Source organism: Bacteroides sp. MSB163 (genome assembly GCF_036416795.1).
In the GTDB taxonomy this organism is placed as follows: Bacteria; Bacteroidota; Bacteroidia; order Bacteroidales; family Bacteroidaceae; genus Bacteroides; species Bacteroides maternus.
Window position 1 is genome coordinate 4,054,163 of sequence record NZ_CP143867.1, and the last position, 22,468, is coordinate 4,076,630.

General features: G+C 42.3%; 10 protein-coding genes. 1 reads left to right on the top strand and 9 read right to left on the bottom strand.

The features are described from left to right. Nucleotides 1-46: 46 nt before the first annotated feature. The 9 genes from VYM24_RS15475 to VYM24_RS15515 all read right to left on the bottom strand — a co-directional run bounded on the left by VYM24_RS15475 (nucleotide 47) and on the right by VYM24_RS15515 (nucleotide 18,409). The gene (locus tag VYM24_RS15475) at nucleotides 47-1,471 is read right to left on the bottom strand and encodes a glycoside hydrolase family 30 protein (RefSeq protein ID WP_291548607.1); all 1,425 of its coding nucleotides are present in this window, start codon (nucleotides 1,469-1,471) and stop codon (nucleotides 47-49) included. 169 nt (nucleotides 1,472-1,640) lie between these two features. Beyond that, nucleotides 1,641-3,650, bottom strand: coding sequence for a RagB/SusD family nutrient uptake outer membrane protein (locus VYM24_RS15480; RefSeq protein WP_291548608.1), 2,010 nt, complete (start codon nucleotides 3,648-3,650; stop codon nucleotides 1,641-1,643). 30 nt (nucleotides 3,651-3,680) lie between these two features. Then, nucleotides 3,681-7,016, bottom strand: coding sequence for a SusC/RagA family TonB-linked outer membrane protein (locus VYM24_RS15485; protein WP_330940351.1), 3,336 nt, complete (start codon nucleotides 7,014-7,016; stop codon nucleotides 3,681-3,683). A 46-nt stretch (nucleotides 7,017-7,062) separates the two neighbouring features. After that, a complete protein-coding gene (locus VYM24_RS15490) occupies nucleotides 7,063-7,578 on the bottom strand; it encodes a sigma-70 family RNA polymerase sigma factor (RefSeq protein WP_291548610.1) in 516 nt (171 codons plus the stop codon). 18 nt (nucleotides 7,579-7,596) lie between these two features. Beyond that, nucleotides 7,597-8,007 (bottom strand): hypothetical protein, encoded by a 411-nt coding sequence (locus VYM24_RS15495; protein WP_299090173.1) that lies wholly within the window; start codon nucleotides 8,005-8,007, stop codon nucleotides 7,597-7,599. 228 nt (nucleotides 8,008-8,235) lie between these two features. Continuing rightward, the gene (locus tag VYM24_RS15500; RefSeq protein ID WP_330940352.1) at nucleotides 8,236-10,980 is read right to left on the bottom strand and encodes a two-component regulator propeller domain-containing protein; all 2,745 of its coding nucleotides are present in this window, start codon (nucleotides 10,978-10,980) and stop codon (nucleotides 8,236-8,238) included. Between the two features lie 75 nt (nucleotides 10,981-11,055). After that, on the bottom strand, nucleotides 11,056-13,548 hold the full coding sequence (locus VYM24_RS15505) for an alpha-L-arabinofuranosidase C-terminal domain-containing protein (RefSeq protein ID WP_330940353.1): 2,493 nt from the start codon (nucleotides 13,546-13,548) through the stop codon (nucleotides 11,056-11,058). Nucleotides 13,549-13,560: 12 nt separating this feature from the next. Further along, nucleotides 13,561-14,946 carry a glycosyl hydrolase family 28 protein gene (locus VYM24_RS15510; protein ID WP_330940354.1) on the bottom strand — a complete coding sequence of 462 codons (1,386 nt, stop codon included), beginning with the start codon at nucleotides 14,944-14,946 and terminating at the stop codon, nucleotides 13,561-13,563. A 91-nt stretch (nucleotides 14,947-15,037) separates the two neighbouring features. Then, nucleotides 15,038-18,409, bottom strand: a complete 3,372-nt coding sequence (locus tag VYM24_RS15515; protein ID WP_330940355.1) for a family 43 glycosylhydrolase — start codon at nucleotides 18,407-18,409, stop codon at nucleotides 15,038-15,040. Between the two features lie 212 nt (nucleotides 18,410-18,621). Here VYM24_RS15515 and VYM24_RS15520 point away from each other — a divergent pair, with 212 nt between their 5' ends. Then, the gene (locus VYM24_RS15520) at nucleotides 18,622-22,428 is read left to right on the top strand and encodes a hypothetical protein (protein WP_330940356.1); all 3,807 of its coding nucleotides are present in this window, start codon (nucleotides 18,622-18,624) and stop codon (nucleotides 22,426-22,428) included. Nucleotides 22,429-22,468: the final 40 nt, after the last annotated feature.

The window sequence follows — 22,468 nt, forward strand, 5'->3', positions numbered from 1 at the left end:
TCAAAAGGGCATTATCTTTTTTTATTTACAAGGTATGAAAAGATAATTAAAGCACAAGCGTATTGATTGATTTCGCCTGAAGTATCACTTTGAAACTGTTGTTTCCGGCTTTTACACTATAGGAGCGTTCTTGTTCTAGGGGATTATAAATCACAATCACCGTTTTGCCATCCTGATTACGGAATGCAAGAGTGTTTTCCTTATCGGAAACTTTCAGCATCCGGCTACCCGGTTGCACAAAGCGTGAAAGGTGCTTCATCAGATAATATTCATCGGTATAGCGTACCTGACGTGTATTACGGTCAACAATGATAAGAGTATTTTGTGCCCAGTCCCATGCGCTTTTACATGTTTCATTCAACACCATATTCCAGTACATATAAGAGTCGACGCCGTTATTGAAACAATGAACTACTGCTTTCCATGTATTTTCTAGAGCGGACCAGTTATTTTCTCCATTGCCACATTGATTTTCAGTTTGCATGTATCGGTAATCCGGATATTCTTTATGTGCGGTAGGTAATGCTCTCATTCCCGTCCATTGTACTCCGATTCCTTTTACATATTTCTTTGCATCTTTCTGCTTTAAGAAAGTACGTATATAGTCCGGATTCGGATAGTTGACTGTTCCTGCCCAAATTTCAGCATCTATCGAATCTTTTTCAAACTGGGGTCCCAGGTATTGAGTAACAAAAATAGCTAAGTCCTCAGGGCGCCAGGTGCATGAAGGCCAACAAGGAGTCCATGCTATTTCGTTTTGCGGCATAATCATCTGGATGTTTACACCATTCTTTTTGTAGGCCTGTACGTATTTAGAGAAATAAAGAGCATAAGCCTGCAGATATCCTTGCTGCATTTTGAAGCCGGTGACATTGCCCAATACATTACGATTAGGGTCAAGTCGGTTATGGCCGATATCGGTTCCTTCAATGCCGGAACTTTTTTGTGAATAATGCTCATTTACTTTCATCCATGTGGGCGGTGTCCAGGGAGATGCCCATAATTTCAAGTCGGGGCGGAGTTTCAAGGCTTCTTTTATGTAGGGTATGAGAATATATCTGTCACGGTCTATGCTGAAGTTGCGCATAGTATAATCATCCTTTACATCATTGTAAGAATAATATCCGAATGCGTAGTCACTGGCACCGATGGGAGTGCGTCCTAAGGTGAAATGAGCACCGTTTTCCGTAAATAAGGATGCCATAACTTTATTACGTTCTTCCGGTGACAAATATTGCAGGGCATCCCAACCCAATTCATTAAATGTACCTCCAAATCCGATAACATTTTGTAGTAGACTGTCGGTGTAAACTTGAATATCTGCCTGTTCAGCCGGAGATTTGTCAGGAGAATATTTCTTTTCTATCCAGCGTTCGGCAGGAGTAGTGTAATACATTGTTAGCTTTTGAGCGGAAGTAGTGACACTTACCCAAACAATCATAAGGATTGAGATTAAATATCTTAAATTCATAATCACGATATATTTTTTTGTTTTAGGATTTGTAATAATCTTGTTTTGAGGGGAAGTAAACTTTGCTTATATAAGTCTACTACGTAGTAGTTTATATATTACTTGTGAGTAATAAGGACTACTACGTAGTAGTTTACAAATTCTTCCTCTGTTTGAGAAAGAAAATTAATTACCAGCCAGGATTTTGTACCAGTGCCGGATTCAGACGAATCTGTCCTAAAGGTATTGGAGCCAAATAATCGCGTTGTGAATAAAGTAAATTGGCTTTTAAGTTAGCAATGCTACGACCATAGTCTGGATCATTAGGACCACTACCTTCATATACTCCATAAGTCAATGGATATTTATCCGGTTGATATACGGGTTCCCCATGATTTGATGCATTGTTGGCTATTCCAGTCATATATGCTGTATTATACACATGACGTCCGAGTTTCTGACCCGTCAAATTGATATGAGCAATACCCCAACGTTTCAAATCGTCTTCACGGAATCCTTCACCGAAAAGCTCACAAGCACGTTCACGACGAATTTCATCCAACATATTCATCTTTTTGCAGACAGTCTTGTTCTGTTCATGATCCCAATAACCGGCATCCCATACATTGGCAATCAACGCATTCGTAAGTGGATTTATTCCAGCTCGTTTACGGGTCTTATTAATGGAAAAATTCAAATCCTCATCGCTGATATTTCCATTACCCAATTCACAAGCAGCTTCTGCATAAATCAGATAAACTTCTGCCAGACGAATCAGCGGGAAGTCGAATGACTCATTATTATCAGCCCGATTAGCCCCCTCTGACATAAATTTCCGACAACCGTAACCATTATGATTACCACCATAAAGAGTTGGAGTATAAATGGCGAACTTGCTACTGAAAGCAGGATCGTTCGGATTATAAGGAACTTCCGGATATACGGGATCGGGATAAGGCTTGCCTAATTCAGTGCAAGGCTCGCTACTGTCACGCGAGGTTGACCAGTATGGTCGATCTGGCATGAACGCACAACCGATAAACCGATAATCACGATTACGATATTCTCCATAGAAGTTTTCCCAACCAGCAAATTCAGGATTATTTTGCGCATTTGCCATGTCACCGGTATAGCTGATGCGGATAGGTAATCCGTTACGACATAAGAATGACTCTCCAAAAATTGCGCTGAATTCCGCACCCTGCCTCGTAGCTACAATATGCGACAGATTGAGCCCAGGTCTTTTTGTATCAAAATCATACTTCACGCTGAAAATGAATTCTTTATTGGTATTCTTCCCAGCTCCTTTGAAATTGCAGATATTACCACCCTTCTCGTCGATGCTGAATAAATAGTAGTAACTCAATGAATCGCATTCATTCCAAAGTTGAAAAGTTCCGGCATTCGCCTCATCTATTACTTCTTTTGCCATCTGCTTGGCTTGAGTCAACATATCTGTCGTAGACAGATAACCTTCTGGTTTGATTGCACCCGCACCATGCTTCGTACCATCACCATCCAGATTATAACCAATTTCCGGCACATACTTATCCCATGTAGCTTCATGTAACAATACTCTTGCTAAAAAAGCTTTGGCAGCTTCCTGACTGACCTTCCCCTTATCATCACTTCCTATATTCTTTTCTTGTGGAAGATTAGGATAAGCAGCTTTCAAATCATTAATGATAAAATCAGCTACCTCATAACGACTGTTACGGGGACCGAACAGTTCCGGGCTATTTACATCCAACACTTGTTTCGTAATAGGAACTCCACCAAAATGCTTCAGTAATAAAAAATAGTGCCATGCACGAAAAAAACGGGCCGTAGCCACCGAGGCTGCAATTTCCTCCTTATTTCCTCCATACGTTTCAGCCTTTTCCAATAATATATTGCATTGACGGATATAAGAGTAACGCTTATCCCATTGCCAATCACTTTCTGGTGCACTGGCACCACCGTTTTGTCCCAAACCGGAAATATCCAAACCTTTGTCAAATCCAAAGCCTGCACCATTCTTGTCTTTCCAACCATCCAGATTGTTATAGAATTCATTAGCAGCTTGTTCAAATTGCTCTGCATTCTGAAAAAAGATTGCTTCTGTGCCTTGAGCCAACGGTTCTCTTTCTAGAAAATCACTACATCCGGTAGCAGTCATTGCAAATGCTGCCAACAGAGTCATTATATTCTTGTATTTCATATATTCACGAATTTATAATAGTTATTAGACTTAGAATGTTATATCCAGACCGAATGACAATAAACGGCTGAAAGGAAATGTGTTATTGGATGCCTCACCATGCTCCGGATCATAGCCGTCAGTAATACTGGTCCATTCCCAAAGGTCTTCGCCAGAGAAATAAACTCTCACTTTGTTTATCTTGGCCTTCTGTGTCCAAGCTTTCGGCAAGGTATATCCCAATACCAATGATTTCAAACGAATATACTTGGAATCTTGTACGCTGACATCTCTATTCTGATAGTTCCAACGGTTGAAAGCCGCATCACGTGAAGCGATAGTATATTCTGCATTCGGGTTATCCTCACTCCACATCTTACCCATATAAGTAGAATTCTGCATAACATAGTTGGTTACCCACGGTGCATAAATATTTCCTGTACGCAATACGTTCTGCTTGCCTACTCCTTGAAAGAATGCAGAGAAGTCAATGCCTTTCCACTCCAATCCAGCTTTGATACCAAAGGTCAAATGAGGAGCCGTATCACCCGCATACCACAAATCATCTTTCGTAATAGTACCATCTCCATTATTGTCCACCAGTTTGCGCGCACCCGGACGAAGAGTGTTGGTAGCCTTGTCGCGCGGAGCCGGAATTATATTTCCGGATTTCGGACCGGTATGGTCAGCATTCCAATAATATTTCTCATAATAAGCATTCACTTCCTCTTGTGTCTTGAAAATACCATCCGTACGGTATACATAAATGGCGTTCAATGGTTTCCCTATCAAGCGTCCCTTGTTGTTACCCTCATTAGGCACGTTTTCACTGTTCTCCAAAGCAAGTACTTCCGATTTTGCATCTGCAATATTGGCACCGATGTTGTATGTCACCTGACCTATTTGGTCGCGCCAGTTCACAGCCAGTTCCCATCCTTTGGAACGAAAACGTCCATTATTTGTCTTCGGAGCTGAAGCGCCCAATATAGAAGGAAAGGTAACGGGAATGAACATGCCTTCATTCGTTTTCTGGAACCAGTCAAACGTAGCAGACAAACGGTTCCCCAGCACAGTTACATCCAAACCCACATCATGCGATTTCAAGGTTTCCCAAGTACGTTGTGTGGAAGTCATACCATTCACATAAGCTGTGGCTTGTGCCCCCATACCCGTTCCTATGTTCAATCGACCGGTTTTCATCAGAGCATAACTTTCATATTCTCCGATTCCCGTCACACTACCGGTTTTACCATAATTATAGCGCAATTTCAAGAAATCGAGCCACGTCAGACCTTTCATGAACTTTTCCTGCGAAATTACCCAACCGCCAGAAACTGAATAGAAATTTTTCCAACGTTGCTCGGCAGTCAATCTGGAAGAACCGTCACGGCGTCCCAAGAATTCAAACAAATATTTGTCTTTATAAGTATATCCCAAACGAGTGACATAAGAAAGAAAAGCCCACTCTGTCTGTCCACCGTCAGCTCCGTTGTTCGTACCACCGATATATACGTCTAAGTCTGTCAGACCAGAACCCTCAAACATCTCACCTTGGCTGCGTGATGCATAAATTCTCTTGTATGTCTCTTGTTCGGCAGTTACACCCAACATGGCAGATACGTTATGAGCACCATTGAACGTGCGGTTGTAGTTTGCAAAAGCTCCCAAGTTATAATTTTCATATTTTTTCGTCTCCTCTTCCAGCTTACTCGGATTCTGTCTTTGGAATACCTGATTACCTACCCAGTCATAATACCTTATTACATTTTTCGAAGTCTGCTTACCAGTTTGCGAAAATTTGTAAGCTCCTGATGCCGAAACAGACAATCCTTGTACCCATTGCGAGAAGTCAAATGTAGCTTTCATGTTACCACGGAATCGTATATTTTCAGTTTTCACTTGGCCACCACCAGCCAATCCGCCGATGACATTACGATTTCCAAAAGTATCATAGAACTGTCCTTTCTCATTGTAATAAGGCCATACCCAGAAATCATAATATCCGGCTCCGACATCGGTAGATGGAGTTGTAATATCCTGCTTTTCATAGGACATTCCACTTTCCAACTTCAGTAATTTGCTTGCCTGATAGTCCATATTCAGACGTGCGCTATATCTTTTCTCACCATCATCAGCTACTTTCAATTGCGAATTGTTTTCTGCATATCCTAATGAGGCACGATAAGAGAATTTTTCATCTGCCCCCGAAATGCTTAGGTTATGTTTATGAGAGAAAGAGGAACCATACAAATCATCCATCGCATAATGTCCCGGTTCAAAACGTTGAATCTGTCCGCTTTTGTTAAGGGTAAAAGTTTCCCCGTTTCTCAACGCTTCCCACATCCTACGATTTTTGTAAACGACTCCTGTTTCATCATTGATACCGGTTAAATAACCATCCGATCCATTGGCCTGCGTACCTAAAATCCACCAAAAGCCTCCTACACCCTCTAATACAGGGTATCCGTTTTCGTCAACCTGACCAACCAATTCGGGATATTGCGCTGAAAAATCGTTGTATTGTGCTTCATAGAACATGTCCATAAATTGTTGATTGGTAGTTAAAGGAAGCTTTATTCCATCAATAGATTTACTAAATGAACCATTGTAGGAAACTTGTGCCTTACCTTGTTTACCCCTCTTAGTGGTTACTAGCACAACACCATTAGAAGAACGTGCTCCATAAATGGCAGCAGAGGCATCCTTCAAAATAGATATATTATCAATATCATTAGGTTCCATAGCATTTAATTCACCTAACGAGGCATACATTCCATCAATAAGTATCATCGGACTACCACCGTTTACAGAAATATCTCCACGTATCTGCATGGATGCACCTTCATTACCGGGGCGGGTAGAAGAGCGTGTAATCGTTAAACCCGGTACAGCACCTTGTAAAGCCAAAGTTGCATTATTCGCTGTACGATTTTTCAAAGTTTCATCTCCACGAACCTGAGTGATTGCACTGGTTAGCGAGGCTTTTTTTTGTGTACCATAACCCACTACTACGACTTCATCCAATAACTCAGCATCTTCCTGCATGGTTACTTTTACAGAACTCTTGCCGTTCAGCTTGATTTCTTGTGTTTGATAGCCTACATACGAAATAATTAATGTAGCATTTGCCGGTGCATTGATAATGAAATTACCGTCAATGTCGGAAATAACTCCGGTATTGGTCCCTTTTACCTGCACACTGGCTCCAATAATGGATTCTCCGTTAGCATCCACAATTTGTCCTTTTACCGTGTTTGCTTGCATCACGGCTTGCTTTTCATTTACTTCGGCAAATACTGCCTGCGGACTACCTGCCAAGAGGGCAGAAGCCATCACCGTAGAGAATAGAATCCTTTTCGATGAGATTTTAAAGAAATCATTCTTCATAAAATTAAAAATTAAAATTAACAATTAGATTATTGTTGTTCGACTTTCAAATGCATTGTCTGATATATTTCCGAATTTCACGACGGCCTGCCTGCAAGTGATTTTCTACTGTGCGGCGTGAAAGGCACAATTCTTTCGAGATTTCGAGTATTGTTTTGCCTTGGAATCTATTCATTGCATAGACTTTACGGCGTTGGGATGAAAGTTGAAATAATTTCATCTGCTCGTGTGCCAACAGGTCATTGGCTATAGTGATGCTTTCCGTTTCATCCGTAGTGATAACAGCATAATCACAATAGTAAGCTGTCACTTCTTGCTTTTTATAATGACGTCGTAGATAATCATAGAGCAGATTACGGGCTATGATGAATAGCATATTTTTCACTGTGTCCTCACGAAGCATTTGCTTGTAATCCATCAGACGGAGAAAAGTATCTTGGGCTAAATCTCTGGCAGATTCATAATTGCCTATTTTGTGATAGATATAGTTGATGAGCACGGGACAAAAGGAATTATAAGTTTCTTCCAGCAAATGATTAGTATTAGAATTTATTGTTTGCATATCGTTAGCTCCTTTTTTTTATTTTTTACGATAGAACACTATGGAATCATCTTTCGAAGAGTAAAATGCCAATCTATTGTTCTTCAGACTATAAAAGGATGTACGGACAATGCGTTGGTACAGTTCGGCATTTTTTTCACCATATACATAAGATAAATCCTGTGATAATAAAGGTAACTTGCATGTTAGGTTGATTCTTCCTGAAGTGGACAGCACATATTGGGCAGAAATAACGATAGAAGGGATTCCTTTCATGTCTGAATTGATAGTCCAAAAAAGAGAGTCTCCTTTTATTTTTAAGGAAATGTCATTTTCGGCCAGTTTCCATTCAGAAGAATCGGGTAATGGATAAACTGTTTCGACAGATTTATTATTTCCTATAAAAAGAAAAATAGGGATGAGGAATACAATGCCCAAAATGCTTTTCATAATATTGACTATTTAGTTAAACATTCAGCAAAGGAAGTACCTATGATTGTGAGGTCCTAGCCCTTGTCTGATGCAAAACTACATACAATATATGTCTATTTCCAAATGATAAAATAGCTCTTTTGTCCCAACTAAAATGGAATTTGATATTTGATGTTAATGTATTGTTATTCAGTATGATATCTTTTGGTAAATGAGTGCCAAAAAAAATGGGAATGTCCTATTGGGTTAGTTTTCCTTTATCACAAGATTCATTTTCTTGCAATATTCCAGCGGAGTCATTCCGGTTACATTCTTAAACACTCGGTAGAAAGTAGTCTTCGAGCTGAAACCGCATTGTTCCGATAAAGCCTTTAGAGTATATTTGGAGAGATTCTCCTGATTTAAGCGTTTTTTTATCTCATTGACTCGATATACATTAATAAAGTTTGCGAAGTTCACGTTCATATGATTGTTAAGTAACTGGGAGAGTTCAGGCTCTGTACACTCTAATTTTGTAGCAACCTCACCTATACCCAATTTCGCATTGAGATATGGTTTATCAAGCTCCATATATGAGAGCAGATTATCGAGTATTCCACTGATTTTTGTTTCAGGTAATGCCACTTTTCTAGTTTTACCTTGTTCCTGGGCAGCAGTTAAAATCAGGCGTTCATTGTTCATTCGTTTCTTGAGTTTCCATATCCGATAGCAGAAATAAACGATCAGGCAACTGATTATAATAACTACTAACAGTACATTTGCTATCACCCAATATGACTTTCTGACCTGAATATCTATTGACTCTACTTGATCTCCACTATTCAAATCGCGCAATTTAAAGGTATAATGTCCGCCGGACAGATCTTTATAAATTACTTCGTTGATGCCAGTTTGCTTCACCCAGTCAGCGTCGTAACCTTCTAATTTATACTCATAAAAGTTAGCATAGGGCAGGGCGTAGTCCATATTAGAGAATTTGAAGCGGATACTATTTTCAGAAGAGGGAAGGAGAATACCGTTTGACATATCCAGATACGGAAAATCATATTCTACATCTGAAATGGAATAAGAAGTAATAATGGGCTTCCCCATATAAGGATGTCCCGTATCAATGTTTTTTTCTGAAGTACAAATCAAACCACCTTCATTGGGCCACCAGATAACACTATCATTAGATACGAAAACATCATTATTAAAATCCATATCGCTTAATCCGTCTTGTCGTTGATACGTATAATGCCTTTTTTCGACAGGGTCATATCGGACAATTTCCTTCCGGGCAGCAATCCAATAAACTCCCTGACTGTCTTCCTGAATACTTACTACCTGATTGTCCGGTAATATGTCATTAACTGTAAAATGTTCAGTGACAGTTAGATCTGTCCCTATTTTATATAATCCGGTGTCCGTACAAACCCATATATCTTTCCGGGAGTCTTCCATGATGTATTTGATTTCACTTTTAATGGGAATTCCGAAACAGTCATTCCGCATTTTTCCTGTAGAAATATCCAGTAAAAGTAAACCGAATTTGGTGCCTATCCATAGCCGTCCCATGGAGTCAAAACATAAATAGAATATGGCATTGGTAGGCAAAATGGAATTCATGGTATCATATCTTTTTAAAATATGCCCGTCGGGAGTACTTTGATAAAGTCCGTTTTGGGACGCAAACCATAAATTACCTTTTGCATCTTGAGTGAAATGGAAGATGCAGCCATAAAGAAAGAGTTCTTCCTGTGACAAATCTTTCAAGGAAAGACTTTTTTCATCGAAGATGTGTATGCCTCCTCCATACGTAGCGACCAACACTTTATCGGATATCCGGTTTATATATAAAATAATGTCTGAGCGTAAGTTGGACGTACGGTTCTCGATTGTATATTGTCTGACTTTTCCTGTTTTCTCTTGAACGTAGAAAAGTCCTGTCCTTGTGCCGATTAGCTTATCACTATTAGGAAACATATAGAAACTTCGCACTCGGTAATCCGTAGAGTAAAAGTCACTTTTGTTGTAAAAGGAAAATTTAGCACCGATACGCGGTGTATAACTAACTCCGCCAAACTGGGTACCTACCCAGCAGATACCATTATCATACAGAAATGAAGTAATAGTGTTTGAACTGATAGAATTTTTTGCTTTCTCTTTGTGCGAAACGACCTTAATACTTCCATCTTCCAGAGACATTATTTTTAGTCCCTGTCCGTTGGTTCCTACAAATAATTTATTATCCTGCCAATCTATAGTCATTATCAGATTATGTTCGAAGCCGTCTACTTTAGAGAATTTTTTCTCAGACATATCGAACCGGAATATTCCTTTATTAAAACTGCCTAAATAGATATAGTTGCCGATTCGTGTCAGGCAAATGAAGAAATTACTGTTTGATATGTCTTCCGGCATTCGGTAGATGACGGGTTTCATCGTGCGGATGTCAATCCGTCCCAATCCGTCGGCTGTGGAGAACCAATAGATATTTTTGTCTTCACGAATAATAGAGGTGATGTGATTACAAGAGGAGAGGCCTGTCTCCAGAAGTATCTGGCGGGGAGTATGGTTACTTATTAAATATAGTCCGGCTTCCGTGCCTGCCAGAAATTGGTTTTCGGAAATCTTTTGGATTGTTTTGACAATGGTGGCTGGAAGTTCCAGCTTTACTGTCGTATTCGCTTTTCGGCTAAAATATTTCAGACTGGAAACTGTACCGATCAACAAAGTATCACTGTCCAATTCTTCTATAGACCATATATCATCCTCCGACAACGCCGGATATGTTTTGATTTCACATCCGTCAAAACGGCAAAGCCCCTGTCTGGTTCCCAACCAGATAAAACCAGACGAGTCTTTCTTTATGGCTCCGACCGTATTGCTTGGGAGTCCTTCAGAAGTGGTAATACTATAATAGTTGATAGCCGAAGAAGCATGTATACTTTCGGCTATCAATATGGTAAAGAACAAAAATACTATAAGTTGAAGAATACTGTTTTTCATAAATAGGCAACTTCATTTTCTTGCTTGAGAGACAAAGATAATGAAAAAATGGTTACTTGCTATGACGGACATATTCTATTTCCCGTTTTCTATTTTTGCCTTTATCCGCAATACTGTGTAAGAAAACGGTGGAAAATCATAGTCAAACGCCTTTCCGAAACCATTATAAGAATTTTCCTGCGGATAAATCTTCTTCGGTTCGTCATAGGAATTTTCTTCCGTACCACTGGTAGCCGTTAATGAAATGACTTTGCCTTCTTTGGCTATATTTTGGGCACCTTCTACATGGATGGCGGTAGAATAAACGGATGCAGCTGCATTCACTACCTTGATGACCAGTTCACCATTCGTTTCGTCATAGCCGGAATGAATAAATTGTAACGGCATTGTCTGTACTGTGTATGTCAGAAGAGATTTTCCGTCCATATAGAGCTCGCTCTTGGTGGGAGATACCACAATCTTTACGTCATACCATTTGTCTTTCTCTATCAACATTCCTGAGTGTTCGACCAGAACCCCACGCTCTTTATCGTCTTCCAAGCGTAATAATTCAGCACGGTCATTACTGCTCCACATACCGATGTTGTAGCGATATCCTGTTTTTCCGTCAGCACTCATGCCTAGAAAGATTTGAAATCCTTGTTCACCTCCTGTTTTACGGACTTTACATTCCAAGGTATAATCTCCTTCATATATCTCCTCCAGCAAATGTTGCTTTTCTTTCCGGAGAGTGAAATTGTCCATATCAGGCTTGGTAGGTACGCCATTCTGTGTAATTTTAATATCCTTGAACTCTACCGATGCCGAATTGGCTCCGAACCCGATATAGCCTTTATCAAATAAATCCGGATCTACGGCATGCATATTGATATTGCTTTTCACGTTATAGGTCGGGCGATTCTCCGCTGCCATTTTCTGTACATAGTATGAACTGCGTCCCACCACCTGGTCTGTGTCAATCCAAATGAGGTTGGTAGCCCAACTGCGGTCATGGCGGTTCTCAAATAAAGGAGCGTACGAAGCCATTGTCACCAGATCTCCGTTGCGTTCCATGCCATTGATGAAAGCAGCCTCTGATAATGCTGCCAGCATATTGCCTGCACCTACACTGCGGTTGCAAGCATACTCGCCTACATAAACCTGATATTTACCCCGTTCATATGTATCAAACAAAGTCGTATTGCGGAAAAAGAAATATGGGTCTACATACCAGTGCGGATCTATCATGTCGGTTTTTGTAATCACAGCAGGTCCTTCACGTTGCGGCATCTCATTGTAGATGAGTATCAGTTGCGGATATTTTTCTTTGATAGACTTGTAGAAAATATCGAAACGACGGTCGTATTCCGGTCCCCAGTTTTCATTACCTATTTCCACGTACTGCAAAGGGAAGGGGGCAGGATGCCCATCTGCTGCCCGTCGTGCACCCCATTCGGTTGTTTCGTCGCCCAACGCATATTCTATGGCATCCATACAATCGTCTATGTAGAATGCAATTTCATTTTCCGGACAGGCATCACCCATCCGGAACTGGCATCCTAAACCAACATTGCATACATACATTGCTTTCGCACCGATATCCTCACAAAACTGTAACATTTCATAATAACCAAAGCCATAGGAACAGCGATAACCCCATGTGCTGTATTCACCCGGGCGGGCGGCAGGATCGCCCAAAGTCTTTTTCCACTCAAAGCGGTTGTCAAGTGTAATGCCTTCTACGACACAGCCTCCCGGCCAGCGGAAAAAGGCAGGTTTCAATCCTACCAACATTTCTGCTACATCCCGTCTCAATCCGTTGGGACGATTGTTGAAAGTATTTTCCGGGAAAAGTGATACATAATCCACCCATATTATGCCGGGAGCATCAAATTCCAGCACAAGTCTGGCTTTGGCATCATTGCTGGCTGAAGTCAGTGTTTTCTTTATATCGTTCCATCGTCCGTCAGGGATTACTTCCAATATTTCCGAAGAAAGTATCTTTCCATCGGCAGAAACTAACTTAGCTGTTACTTTGCCTTTATAATCCGTTGAAGTGCGGATAATAGTCCGCAAGAAGTATTTTTCTCTTTCCACGATGTTCATTCCCCAGTAACCTTCATTTTGCAACCATATTGGTTGGGAGGCATCCGTAATAGTTACTTTCAAATTATTGGGTGCTGATGGAAACTTTGGATTTTCCTTGGTTACTTTCATTTGCGCTGCCAGCGAATCTTTGCCTTGCAGAGTCCATGCCGGAACTTCATCCGTATTCCAGCGGTAGGAGCGGGCACGCACTTCACCCGTCAGGTGATACTTCACTTGTTTGGGCAACAACTTATTTCCTTCCGCACGAAAACCGGCAGGCATTTCTTTCTCCTCGAAGCTACGGTTCTGTACCAGTTCGGCATATAAACCTCCGTCTCCGGCGTGATTAATTTCTTCAAAAAATACTCCATACATGGAGGATGCAATATCAGCTCCCCGTTCTTGTAGGTTGATTATAATCTCTTCTTTGGATTGTTGGGGCAAACTACAGGACATGACTAATAATCCTGACACAAACAAGTTTGTAATTTTACGTATCATAGTTTTACTTTTTTACTTTATTTTTATGTTTTTAATAAATTCATTTGTGGTGAATTCTTTCAAGTCTTTCATCTTTTCTCCGTTTATGACGATATTTTCAAATGTCACGTTCTTTACCATACGCTCTTTATCCAGTCCTTGAATCACCGAAGGATTTTCGCCGATTCCATAATAAGTTATATTGCGGAAAGTTACATTCTCTATTCCATGTCCCGGTTGTTTATCATACTTTGAATTAAAACGTACTTTGACATAGAAAAGACGCCCTTCCTGGATGTTTTCTACCCGGATATCCTCAAACAGGATGTTGCGTACCAGGTTCTTATCTCCGCAATCCACAGTCATGCATCCCTGATAGATCGGGTCATCTTCATCATGTTCCAATATGTCGATATTGCGGAATGTTATTTTTTCAACAATTTCTCCTGTTGCAGAATCCGGATCGCCATGACCGCCAATGTTGATAGGGTGGGCTACATCCGCCCATAGTATTGAATTTTGTACAGTGATATTGCTCGTACCGCCCCACCAGTTCCATCGATGCGCATACAAGGCGATGCAATCATCACTATTCCGCATGAAGACATTATCGATTAATACGTCATGGCAACACATCATGTCAATGCCGTCACTCCAACCCTTGCAACTGAATGATTTCAGGTTTTTGATGGTAATTCCTGTTGAACTGCCGCCGAATACTGTATAATGATCAGGGTTCACTACGGTAATTCCATCTATCAGTACATTTTTTGAGTCGGTTATCTCTATACCCCGTATCGGATGATCTAAGATACCTCGTCCGATGATCCGAACATTTTCTGCTTTATCTACCAGAAGTTTTGCTTTTACTACTGCTCCTGGTGCCAGATATACGGTTGTATTACCGGAAATACAGATTTGGTTATTAGGTAAGTCTTTGGGGCGGTGTATTCCCGGACCGAAGTACATAATGCCTTTTTCTTCTTTATCATATTTTTCTGTTTCCAAAGGATTGGCAAAGAGATGCAGATTATGCAGTCGGTCACCATTAAATTCGATGGAGAGATATTGGGGCTGCCGTAAAGTGAAGAGAATGGTGTTTTGTATTTGCTTGTATTCAATGCCTTTATTCGAAGGGCGGATTGCTACGTCATGCACTGTGCCATTATTCTTTTTCACCATGATTTCTACAGGACTGCCCATATCAAATTGTACCATGGAAGCATCCTGTACATTGTCCATGTCCACTTGCACTTTGTATTCGAACAAGTCTTTCCATTCACCACCGGGGATACGCACACGTACCGTGTAGTCGTCATTATGGGCCATACCTGGATTTAAACTTTCAGGATATGTCACTAACTGTGCCTGCATGGGCAAGCAGAAAAGAATAGAGAAAAGTATGGATATATACCTCATGATATAAGTATTTTTAGGTTTATACGTAAAAATACGAATTAAGGTGAGATATTACTCAATATAATCTCTATTCTTTTCTGTTTAATTCGCCTTACAATGTAGGCACTATTTTTATTATAGAATCGTTTTCGTCAAATTCCAACTTATCAATACATACTTCCCTATGGAATCCGGCATTTCTTCCCATGGTCACAGCATCCGGAAATTTGAAACGGTGATAGACTATGCGCCATTCATCCTTATTCGGAAGTGGCAGTACAGAATGGTGTCCTGTACCGAAAATTCCCTGCTCAGGCTTTTTGCATAGTATGACTTCACTTTTAGATGCATCAATAGGACCGACCGGAGACTTGGCACGTACATAGCGTACCTGATATTCTGGACTGCGGGTATCATTTTTAGACCAGGTAAAGTAATAGTAACCGTTTCTGTAAAACACATGGGCCGCTTCGCTATAGTAAGCATCATTGTCTATCAGAATCTTTGTTGTATTTGGTTTGATTGACACCATATCTTCATTCAGTTCGCATACAGCCATATAATAATTCCCCCAATACAAATACGTCTTGCCACTTGCAGGGTCCGTAAAGACATCCGGGTCGATGTTCTGTCCCTTACTCATACCTCCGGGGCGTACTTTGTCGATCAGGGGTTTGCCCGAATCTATGAAAGGTCCTGTCGGACTATCGGCAACGGCTACTCCGATTTGTTGTTCTGCCGTATAATAGTAATAATACTTATAATTGCCATCCGCCTGTTTCTTCTCAATAATACAGGGAGCCCATGCATTTTTCTTAGCCCAGGATACATCCTTTAAATCCAGAATAACTCCTTCTTCTTTCCAGTTCACGAGGTCGTCCGAGGAGAACGCCTTGAAAGCTGTACTTCCCCAGTTCGGTATTCCGTCAGTCGTAGGATAAATATAATACCTTCCTGTTTTTTCGGAATACATCACTTCCGGATCGGCGTAGAATCCCGGGAGTATCGGATTCTTTCGGATAGAGGCCGTAGATACATACTTTCTTTTATTCTTCTGCCAGTAGCTTTCCAACCTTTCTGCTTCTTCCATTGTCAGGTGGATGACTGCTCCATGCTTGGGAGCTGTAAAGTTGGTGGTTTTCATCACTCCTTCGTTAAAGCGTCCCAGGTTTTTAAAGTTTACGAAATCGAATGTTTCAATGAAAGCGAAATTATGTGGAGTAACACTATATACGTCATACATCAATACCCATTTGTCTTCACCGATACGCTTCCATACGTTAGGAGCTTCACATGCTTTGGGTTCAAAATCATACCATCGCGGGTCGAACTCATAATTTCCGTTCGCCCTGTCCGAAACAGCATGTTTGATACCCGCCGGACCATCATGGGCAACATAAAACAGGTGATATTTGTCACCCACTTTCGTAATGTCTCCGTCAATGGCCGAAGTCTTTTCATTCGGATATTCGAATAGAATCTGGGGCAGTGTTTCGATGGTGTCGAATTCATCATTCACATAAACATAGTATAGCTTGTTTGCCTCATTGCGGAAACGCATGGTGAAGTAAATCATCAGTTTGCCTTTTTGTGCATCGTAAGTCACTTCGGGTGCCCAGGCACAGCCTATTTCACTCATCCCTGCCGACATTTTATCGAAGCGGATATTCGTGCGTTTCCAGTTTATCAGATCCCATGATTTCATAAGTACCAGTCCGCGGTTATTTCCCCAGCCATATTTGCCGTCCCGTTCCCATTGGGTGGTCCGGTAGCCGTCTCTTTGCGCAAAGACGTGTAAATCTGTCATTGCAAGATAGAAAGCTCCGTCCGGTCCGCGATAGATATGCGGGTCACGTATTCCTCGTTGATAAGCAATCGTATCTCCGGCAATCACCGGTTCACCATCGTTCAAGGCTGTAAAAGTGTATCCGTCATGACTGACAGCCATGTACAGGCCGTGAGTTTCATCTTTATGAAAAACCATCAGATACGCACTCATGTCTTTCTCTTGCGGAACGGCATTCCGGTAACGGAATTGACTGAACCCGGCATCTCCTTTTCCGCAAGAAAGTAAACCTGTACGCAAAGCAAAGAATCCTTTGTATTTATTATGGTGCATATCCGAGACGTCTACATCTTCTGCCAATACAGTCCAGGCATTACCGTCTTTGCTGACCATCATTTTCACTTTATTCCCCTGATTTAGCAATTTCACCTTAAAGTTTCGTCCTATCTTATTGGGAATTGTTTCGGTCTGTTCCGCATTTCTATATACAGTGAAGTTCTTCCCGTCAGATACCACGCCTGCAAAAGCCTTTTCATTGTAGAAGAGCACTAATCCGGCTTTATTGCCTTTGCCTACCTGTACATCGACCTGGGTTTCGTAACATTTATCTTCGGGTGTAATGAGTAACAAACGACCGTCAGCCGGTGAACTGCCTTTAGCATTCATCCGGAGTGTATTATTCTTGAAGGAGAGCTGACCGGGAGCATACTCTTTCCAGAAAGTCCACTGCATGCCTAAACTTGTTTCCGTAAAATTATCATTCAGATTTAATCCGTGTTTGATGTTCGGATCAGAGGGTAGGGATGTGGCAGTCTTGGTGGGGCGGAACCATCCATCCGGACTATATTCCATTGGCTCAATCAAAGTCTGCCGTCCCAGTGTGTGATAGCCTTTCGCATAAGCGTGATACACCATCCACCAATTACCGTTGACATCATCTATCAGTGTGCCATGACCTTTTGACCACCAGTTGTCGGTAGCACTGTACGTATGTACCACCGGATTGTAAGGAGAATTCTCCCAGGGGCCGAAGATACTTTTGGAACGCGCCATCACGCACATGTGACTGGTGGCAGGTCCGGCTGTACCTCCTTCGGCGGAAGTCATATAATAATAGCCATCCTTGAATAGAAGTTTGGGAGATTCCAGATACATATCATCTCCTTCTGTTTCCCAGTTTTTGGGATATACCCATCCGTCGTAAACCTTCTTGTTTTCACCTGTTATTTTTAGCCCGTCATCGCTCAGTGGTGCCACCCAGCCATTATTGGTAAAAAGATAACGGCGTCCGTCTTCACCCACTACATGTCCCGGGTCAATTCCCCTGACATCCAGCTTTACAGGCTTACTCCACGGACCGCGGATGTTGTCGGCATAAATGACGTAATTTTCGCCTTTGGAAGTAGGGTAGTAGATGTAGTACTTATCTTTATATTTCAGCAAATCGGGAGCCATGGCCGAACCTTCGTATTCGGGGCATACACGACACACAGGTTCCCAGTTCACCAGGTCTTTTGAATGCCAGATTAAAAATCCCGGTGCATAGAAGAAAGGGGAGTGAGTCATGTAATAATCTTCCCCCTCGCGCATGATGGAAGGGTCGGGATAATCACCCGGCAAAATCACTTTCGGATATTCCTGTGCGTCTGTCGGCATTGCCGTTAAGGCAAGCAAAATAAGTAGTAAGAGTTGTTTCATGATATACATCTGTACTAAAATTATATTTAAAGTTATTATCTGTTTTCGGTTCCTTTTGTTAATACGAATTGAGAATGAATTGCACTTACTACCAATCAAAATAAGATGGTTATCATTTGTTTTTCCGGTGGAAAATGTATCTTTGATAGCAATTGGAATGAGTGACAAATCGCTTTCATTCGTAGTTTATTGAAATAATCAATAGATACTTCATGATGAAAAAGACATTATTAACGTTGGTATGTACCCTTGTTGCTTTATGTGCATCCACCCAAAATACCTTTCAGTTGAAGACTTCGGGCACAGGCCCGCAATTATTAGTGGTTCAATATTCCGGTGAGGACAAACCCGAAAAAGGAAAGAAGTTTTTATTTAATATTTCCGTAAACGGTACTCTTCTTTATACGGAAGGATTAAACCGAAACCGTCACGGACTGTTTGAGGTAGTATATCCCATTCCGGATTCTGTCTTGCAGGGCAAGTCTTCCACACTTGTTCGTTTTGAAGCATATGACGAGACGGCATCCGTGGGCAAGATTTATGATGTTTCCATAGTTCGTCAAAAGTTGGAAACCGGAATCTTTACCGACAGAAAAAACTGGCAGGGCTTGGCTAAAGACTGGACGTGTTCTTCTGATGGCACTTTTATTTATACGGAACCGGATGGGCCTCGACATCCTTATGTCAATCAGTCCGTCATTGATCTGATGTCTTATTACGCTCTGGAAGTTAATCTGAAACTGACTGGTGTGGACAATATTCCTGTGGAAGTTTTTGCTTCCGCCAAGAATCTGAAAGCAGGAACAGACCTGGACAAGGAAAATATATACGATACCCGGCGTGCCCGTTTCACTCTGCAAAGACAGAAGGATGGAGAGTGCAGGTTACTTATTCCTTTTTCCGTTTTTGATACTCCCAAAGCGTCACAGAGTACCATCCGGCGTATAAAGTCCATTGCCTTCCGCCTGTCCGGTGAAGGTAGGGGCAAAGTTAAAGTACTTTCCACCCGATTGCTGGAAGGAAATTCTGTGAAAACAACAGCTGACTGTTATTCAAGACCCGGTGAACCCGGCGATACCATTATTTATCCGGTGACCGTCACCAATTGTGAACCGACATCGCAGTCTGTTTACTTTTCCATTCAGAAATATGGTTGGGAGGCTTTTCCTGCCACCGTTGAACCTGCACAGTTGGAATTAGCCTCCGGTGAAACCCGAAAAGTGAATGTACGCGTGATAGTTCCACCGGGTATCCCTGCCGGAGGGAGGGAAAAACAAACTTTGCAGATTCTTCCTTCTGCCAATCCGGCCGCAGTCCGGACATTAACGTTTACCACCCTGCGCAGCATGCCGCATCCGTTTACCATCCATACCGCTGAAGGATGGGATGAAGTGCGAAGGAAAGCTGAAAATTACGACTGGGCGAAAGACCGCAAAGAGCGTTATGTACAGGATGCCAAAGCATGGATTGTCCCCCTGCGTCCTCCTTATGTGGCTAATGGAGACGGTATTCCTTATCTTTGTGCCACCACCCACGAACATGGTTTGATGAATAACGCCATAGCCTGGCAACTGACCCGTAGCCTGCAGTATGCCCGCAAAGTGAAGCAGTTCTTGTTGATGATAAGCGATTATCAGAACGGTTTTCCGCTTACCCGGAAAGCTTCCCACCAATCGTCTGTTCAAGAGGGGCACTTTTTCCAGCATTTGGCGCAGGCATACGATTTGATTCAGGATGCCGGAATACTGACTGATGCGGAATGTACGCAAATTGAATATACGTTCCGGCTCTATATAGACTTATTTCTCCGTTATAAAAGTACTGGGGGCGCCAACTGGGCTGTATCCCAACTGACAGGTGTTTTCTTTTGCGCCCTCGCCATTCAGGACTTCCAGCTTGTGGATGAAGTGCTTTATGCTCCCTCCTGTCTGATAGATAAATTCCGCACCTACACTATGCCCGATGGATGGTGGTACGAGTGTACCGTCAGTTACAACCTGTGGGTGGCAAGTGAATATGTACAGATAGGGTTGGCTTTGAATCCTTTCGGCTATTCCTTATTGACAGAGAAATTTCCGGTAGATTATAATCTTACCCCTGAATATGATAAGGTAGGTGCTAATGAAGACGCAGATCGCCGTAATTTGCATCACGGTCATAGTTTCCGTATTCGCGGCCCTATTCATCAGCCTTATGTCACCATCAAGATGATGTCCGATGCCTTGCTTCCCTTCCTTGATTATCGCGGTTGGATATTCGGCATCAACGACGCTACGGAACGTGAAGTGGGCGGAGACAGTTTCGAAATGGCCTATTACGCTTTTCGTGATCCGCGATATGCGGCATTCATACGTATGACGCCTAAAAGAAACGATTTGATTTACGGTGTACCGGAACTGCCCGATGCGGAACCCGCCGAAGTGCGCGGAGCTTATGCCGACAATGCCGGAGCACTGATGTTGCGTTCCACTCAAAAGGATGCCCGCGAGAAGATTCAGGCTGTATTGAAGTATGGAACCCATGGAGGTTATCACGGACATTTCGACCGGACCGGATTACTGTCATTGATGCGCTACGGACGTAGCTTCTACAATCCCGAAATGGTATGGTACAGCTATGCCCCTTACATGTACAACTTCTATGTGCAGACCAGCATCTCCAAAAACATGGTTACCGTCGACTTGAAACAGCAGGAAGCTGACGATAGTAAGCGTAGCCTGTTCCATACGGGCGATTTGTTTCAGGCGGGTTGTGTAGAAGGCACTGCCGCATGGAGTTATCCGGCATACGGCGGACTCCGCCACAGCATGAAAGGTCCGAGAGATTTTAAAGAAAAGACGGAATGGGAAGCCCGCTATTTCCCTATTCCCGATAAACATCCGGAGTTCGGTGTGCTGACCGGATTTACCGAACCCATTTTCCAACGCCGGTTGATGGTGGTTACCGATGATTATGTTGTGCTTGCCGACTATGACAAGAGCATGGAGGACAAGCAGCACCGTTTCGACCTACTGTTCCAGGTGAAAGGCTTGCTGGGACTTACTGCGGATCAAAAAGAGCATATCTCTCATACGGCACAGCTCGGCACTGACTCTTTAAGTGCCGCTCCTTTAGTGACGGATGTCAATCACTACTCCGTAACAGGAACCCTGAAAGCCAGCTTCTTGACGAAGTACGGTCCGGATGCCGACAACCGTGGAACGCGCATATCCGGTGAACCGGGAAATCTTTATATGGACATTTACAATGCTTGGCCCAATACCCAACGCACAGCTTTCACCGGACGTGCTCCCGAAGATCACGGAATGCAGCGTAACCTGAAGTACACGGTAGAGGGAGATGGTAAACTACTTGCCAAAGGCAGTTTTGGTGCCTGGATTTTGGGCGAAGGAAAGGTGGATGTTGATATTACGGGTATCCGGAAACTAACTCTGTCCTCTGCCACTCAACATGCTAACCGTTCTAAGACTCTATTCTGGGCAGAAGCCATTCTGGAAACGAAAGACGGTAAACAAATTCGCCTTGCCGATCTTCCGGTTGTCAGGAACAACGTGCAGGATAATCCTTTTGGGAATACCAGAGACTATGCCGATGGCCGCATCAATATCAGTGGAGAAAACTACAGTTGGGGACTTCCTGCCGAACCTGTGAATGCAGGTTTTGAAACTCCTGCTCAATATACCTTTGATTTGGATGGGCTTCAGGCCGTCCGTCTGAAAACAGTTATCGGTGGAGATTATCCTCTGGGTGATGAGGCTGAAAGGCGCATTACTTTCGGGGTGCGCATAGACGCTGCTCAGGTTCGTTACCTGACTGTCATAGAGCCTTTTGAAAAAGAGAATAGTGTACAGTCTGTATTTGCTCCTTCGGCAGATAGACTGATTGTAACACTGAAGGATGGCAGGGAACAACGGTTCTATTTTTCAGGAATGGAAGAGGAGGGAGGTGTACCTGCCGTAAAGATGGAAGAATGGAAAGAAGGTGTGCTGTTGCGTGAAGAACATACAGTATGTGATTAAAAAAAGAATACGGAGTTCATCACGAGCTCCGTATTCACAA

Excerpts from the sequence above, each read along its gene's own strand:
- VYM24_RS15520 (WP_330940356.1), top strand. The coding sequence starts at position 18,622 with ATGATGAAAAAGACATTATTAACGTTGGTATGTACCCTTGTTGCTTTA.
- VYM24_RS15485 (WP_330940351.1), bottom strand. The coding sequence starts at position 7,016 with ATGAAGAATGATTTCTTTAAAATCTCATCGAAAAGGATTCTATTCTCT.
- VYM24_RS15510 (WP_330940354.1), bottom strand. The coding sequence starts at position 14,946 with ATGAGGTATATATCCATACTTTTCTCTATTCTTTTCTGCTTGCCCATG.
- VYM24_RS15480 (WP_291548608.1), bottom strand. The coding sequence starts at position 3,650 with ATGAAATACAAGAATATAATGACTCTGTTGGCAGCATTTGCAATGACT.
- VYM24_RS15515 (WP_330940355.1), bottom strand. The coding sequence starts at position 18,409 with ATGAAACAACTCTTACTACTTATTTTGCTTGCCTTAACGGCAATGCCG.
- VYM24_RS15495 (WP_299090173.1), bottom strand. The coding sequence starts at position 8,007 with ATGAAAAGCATTTTGGGCATTGTATTCCTCATCCCTATTTTTCTTTTT.
- VYM24_RS15500 (WP_330940352.1), bottom strand. The coding sequence starts at position 10,980 with ATGAAAAACAGTATTCTTCAACTTATAGTATTTTTGTTCTTTACCATA.
- VYM24_RS15475 (WP_291548607.1), bottom strand. The coding sequence starts at position 1,471 with ATGAATTTAAGATATTTAATCTCAATCCTTATGATTGTTTGGGTAAGT.
- VYM24_RS15505 (WP_330940353.1), bottom strand. The coding sequence starts at position 13,548 with ATGATACGTAAAATTACAAACTTGTTTGTGTCAGGATTATTAGTCATG.
- VYM24_RS15490 (WP_291548610.1), bottom strand. The coding sequence starts at position 7,578 with ATGCAAACAATAAATTCTAATACTAATCATTTGCTGGAAGAAACTTAT.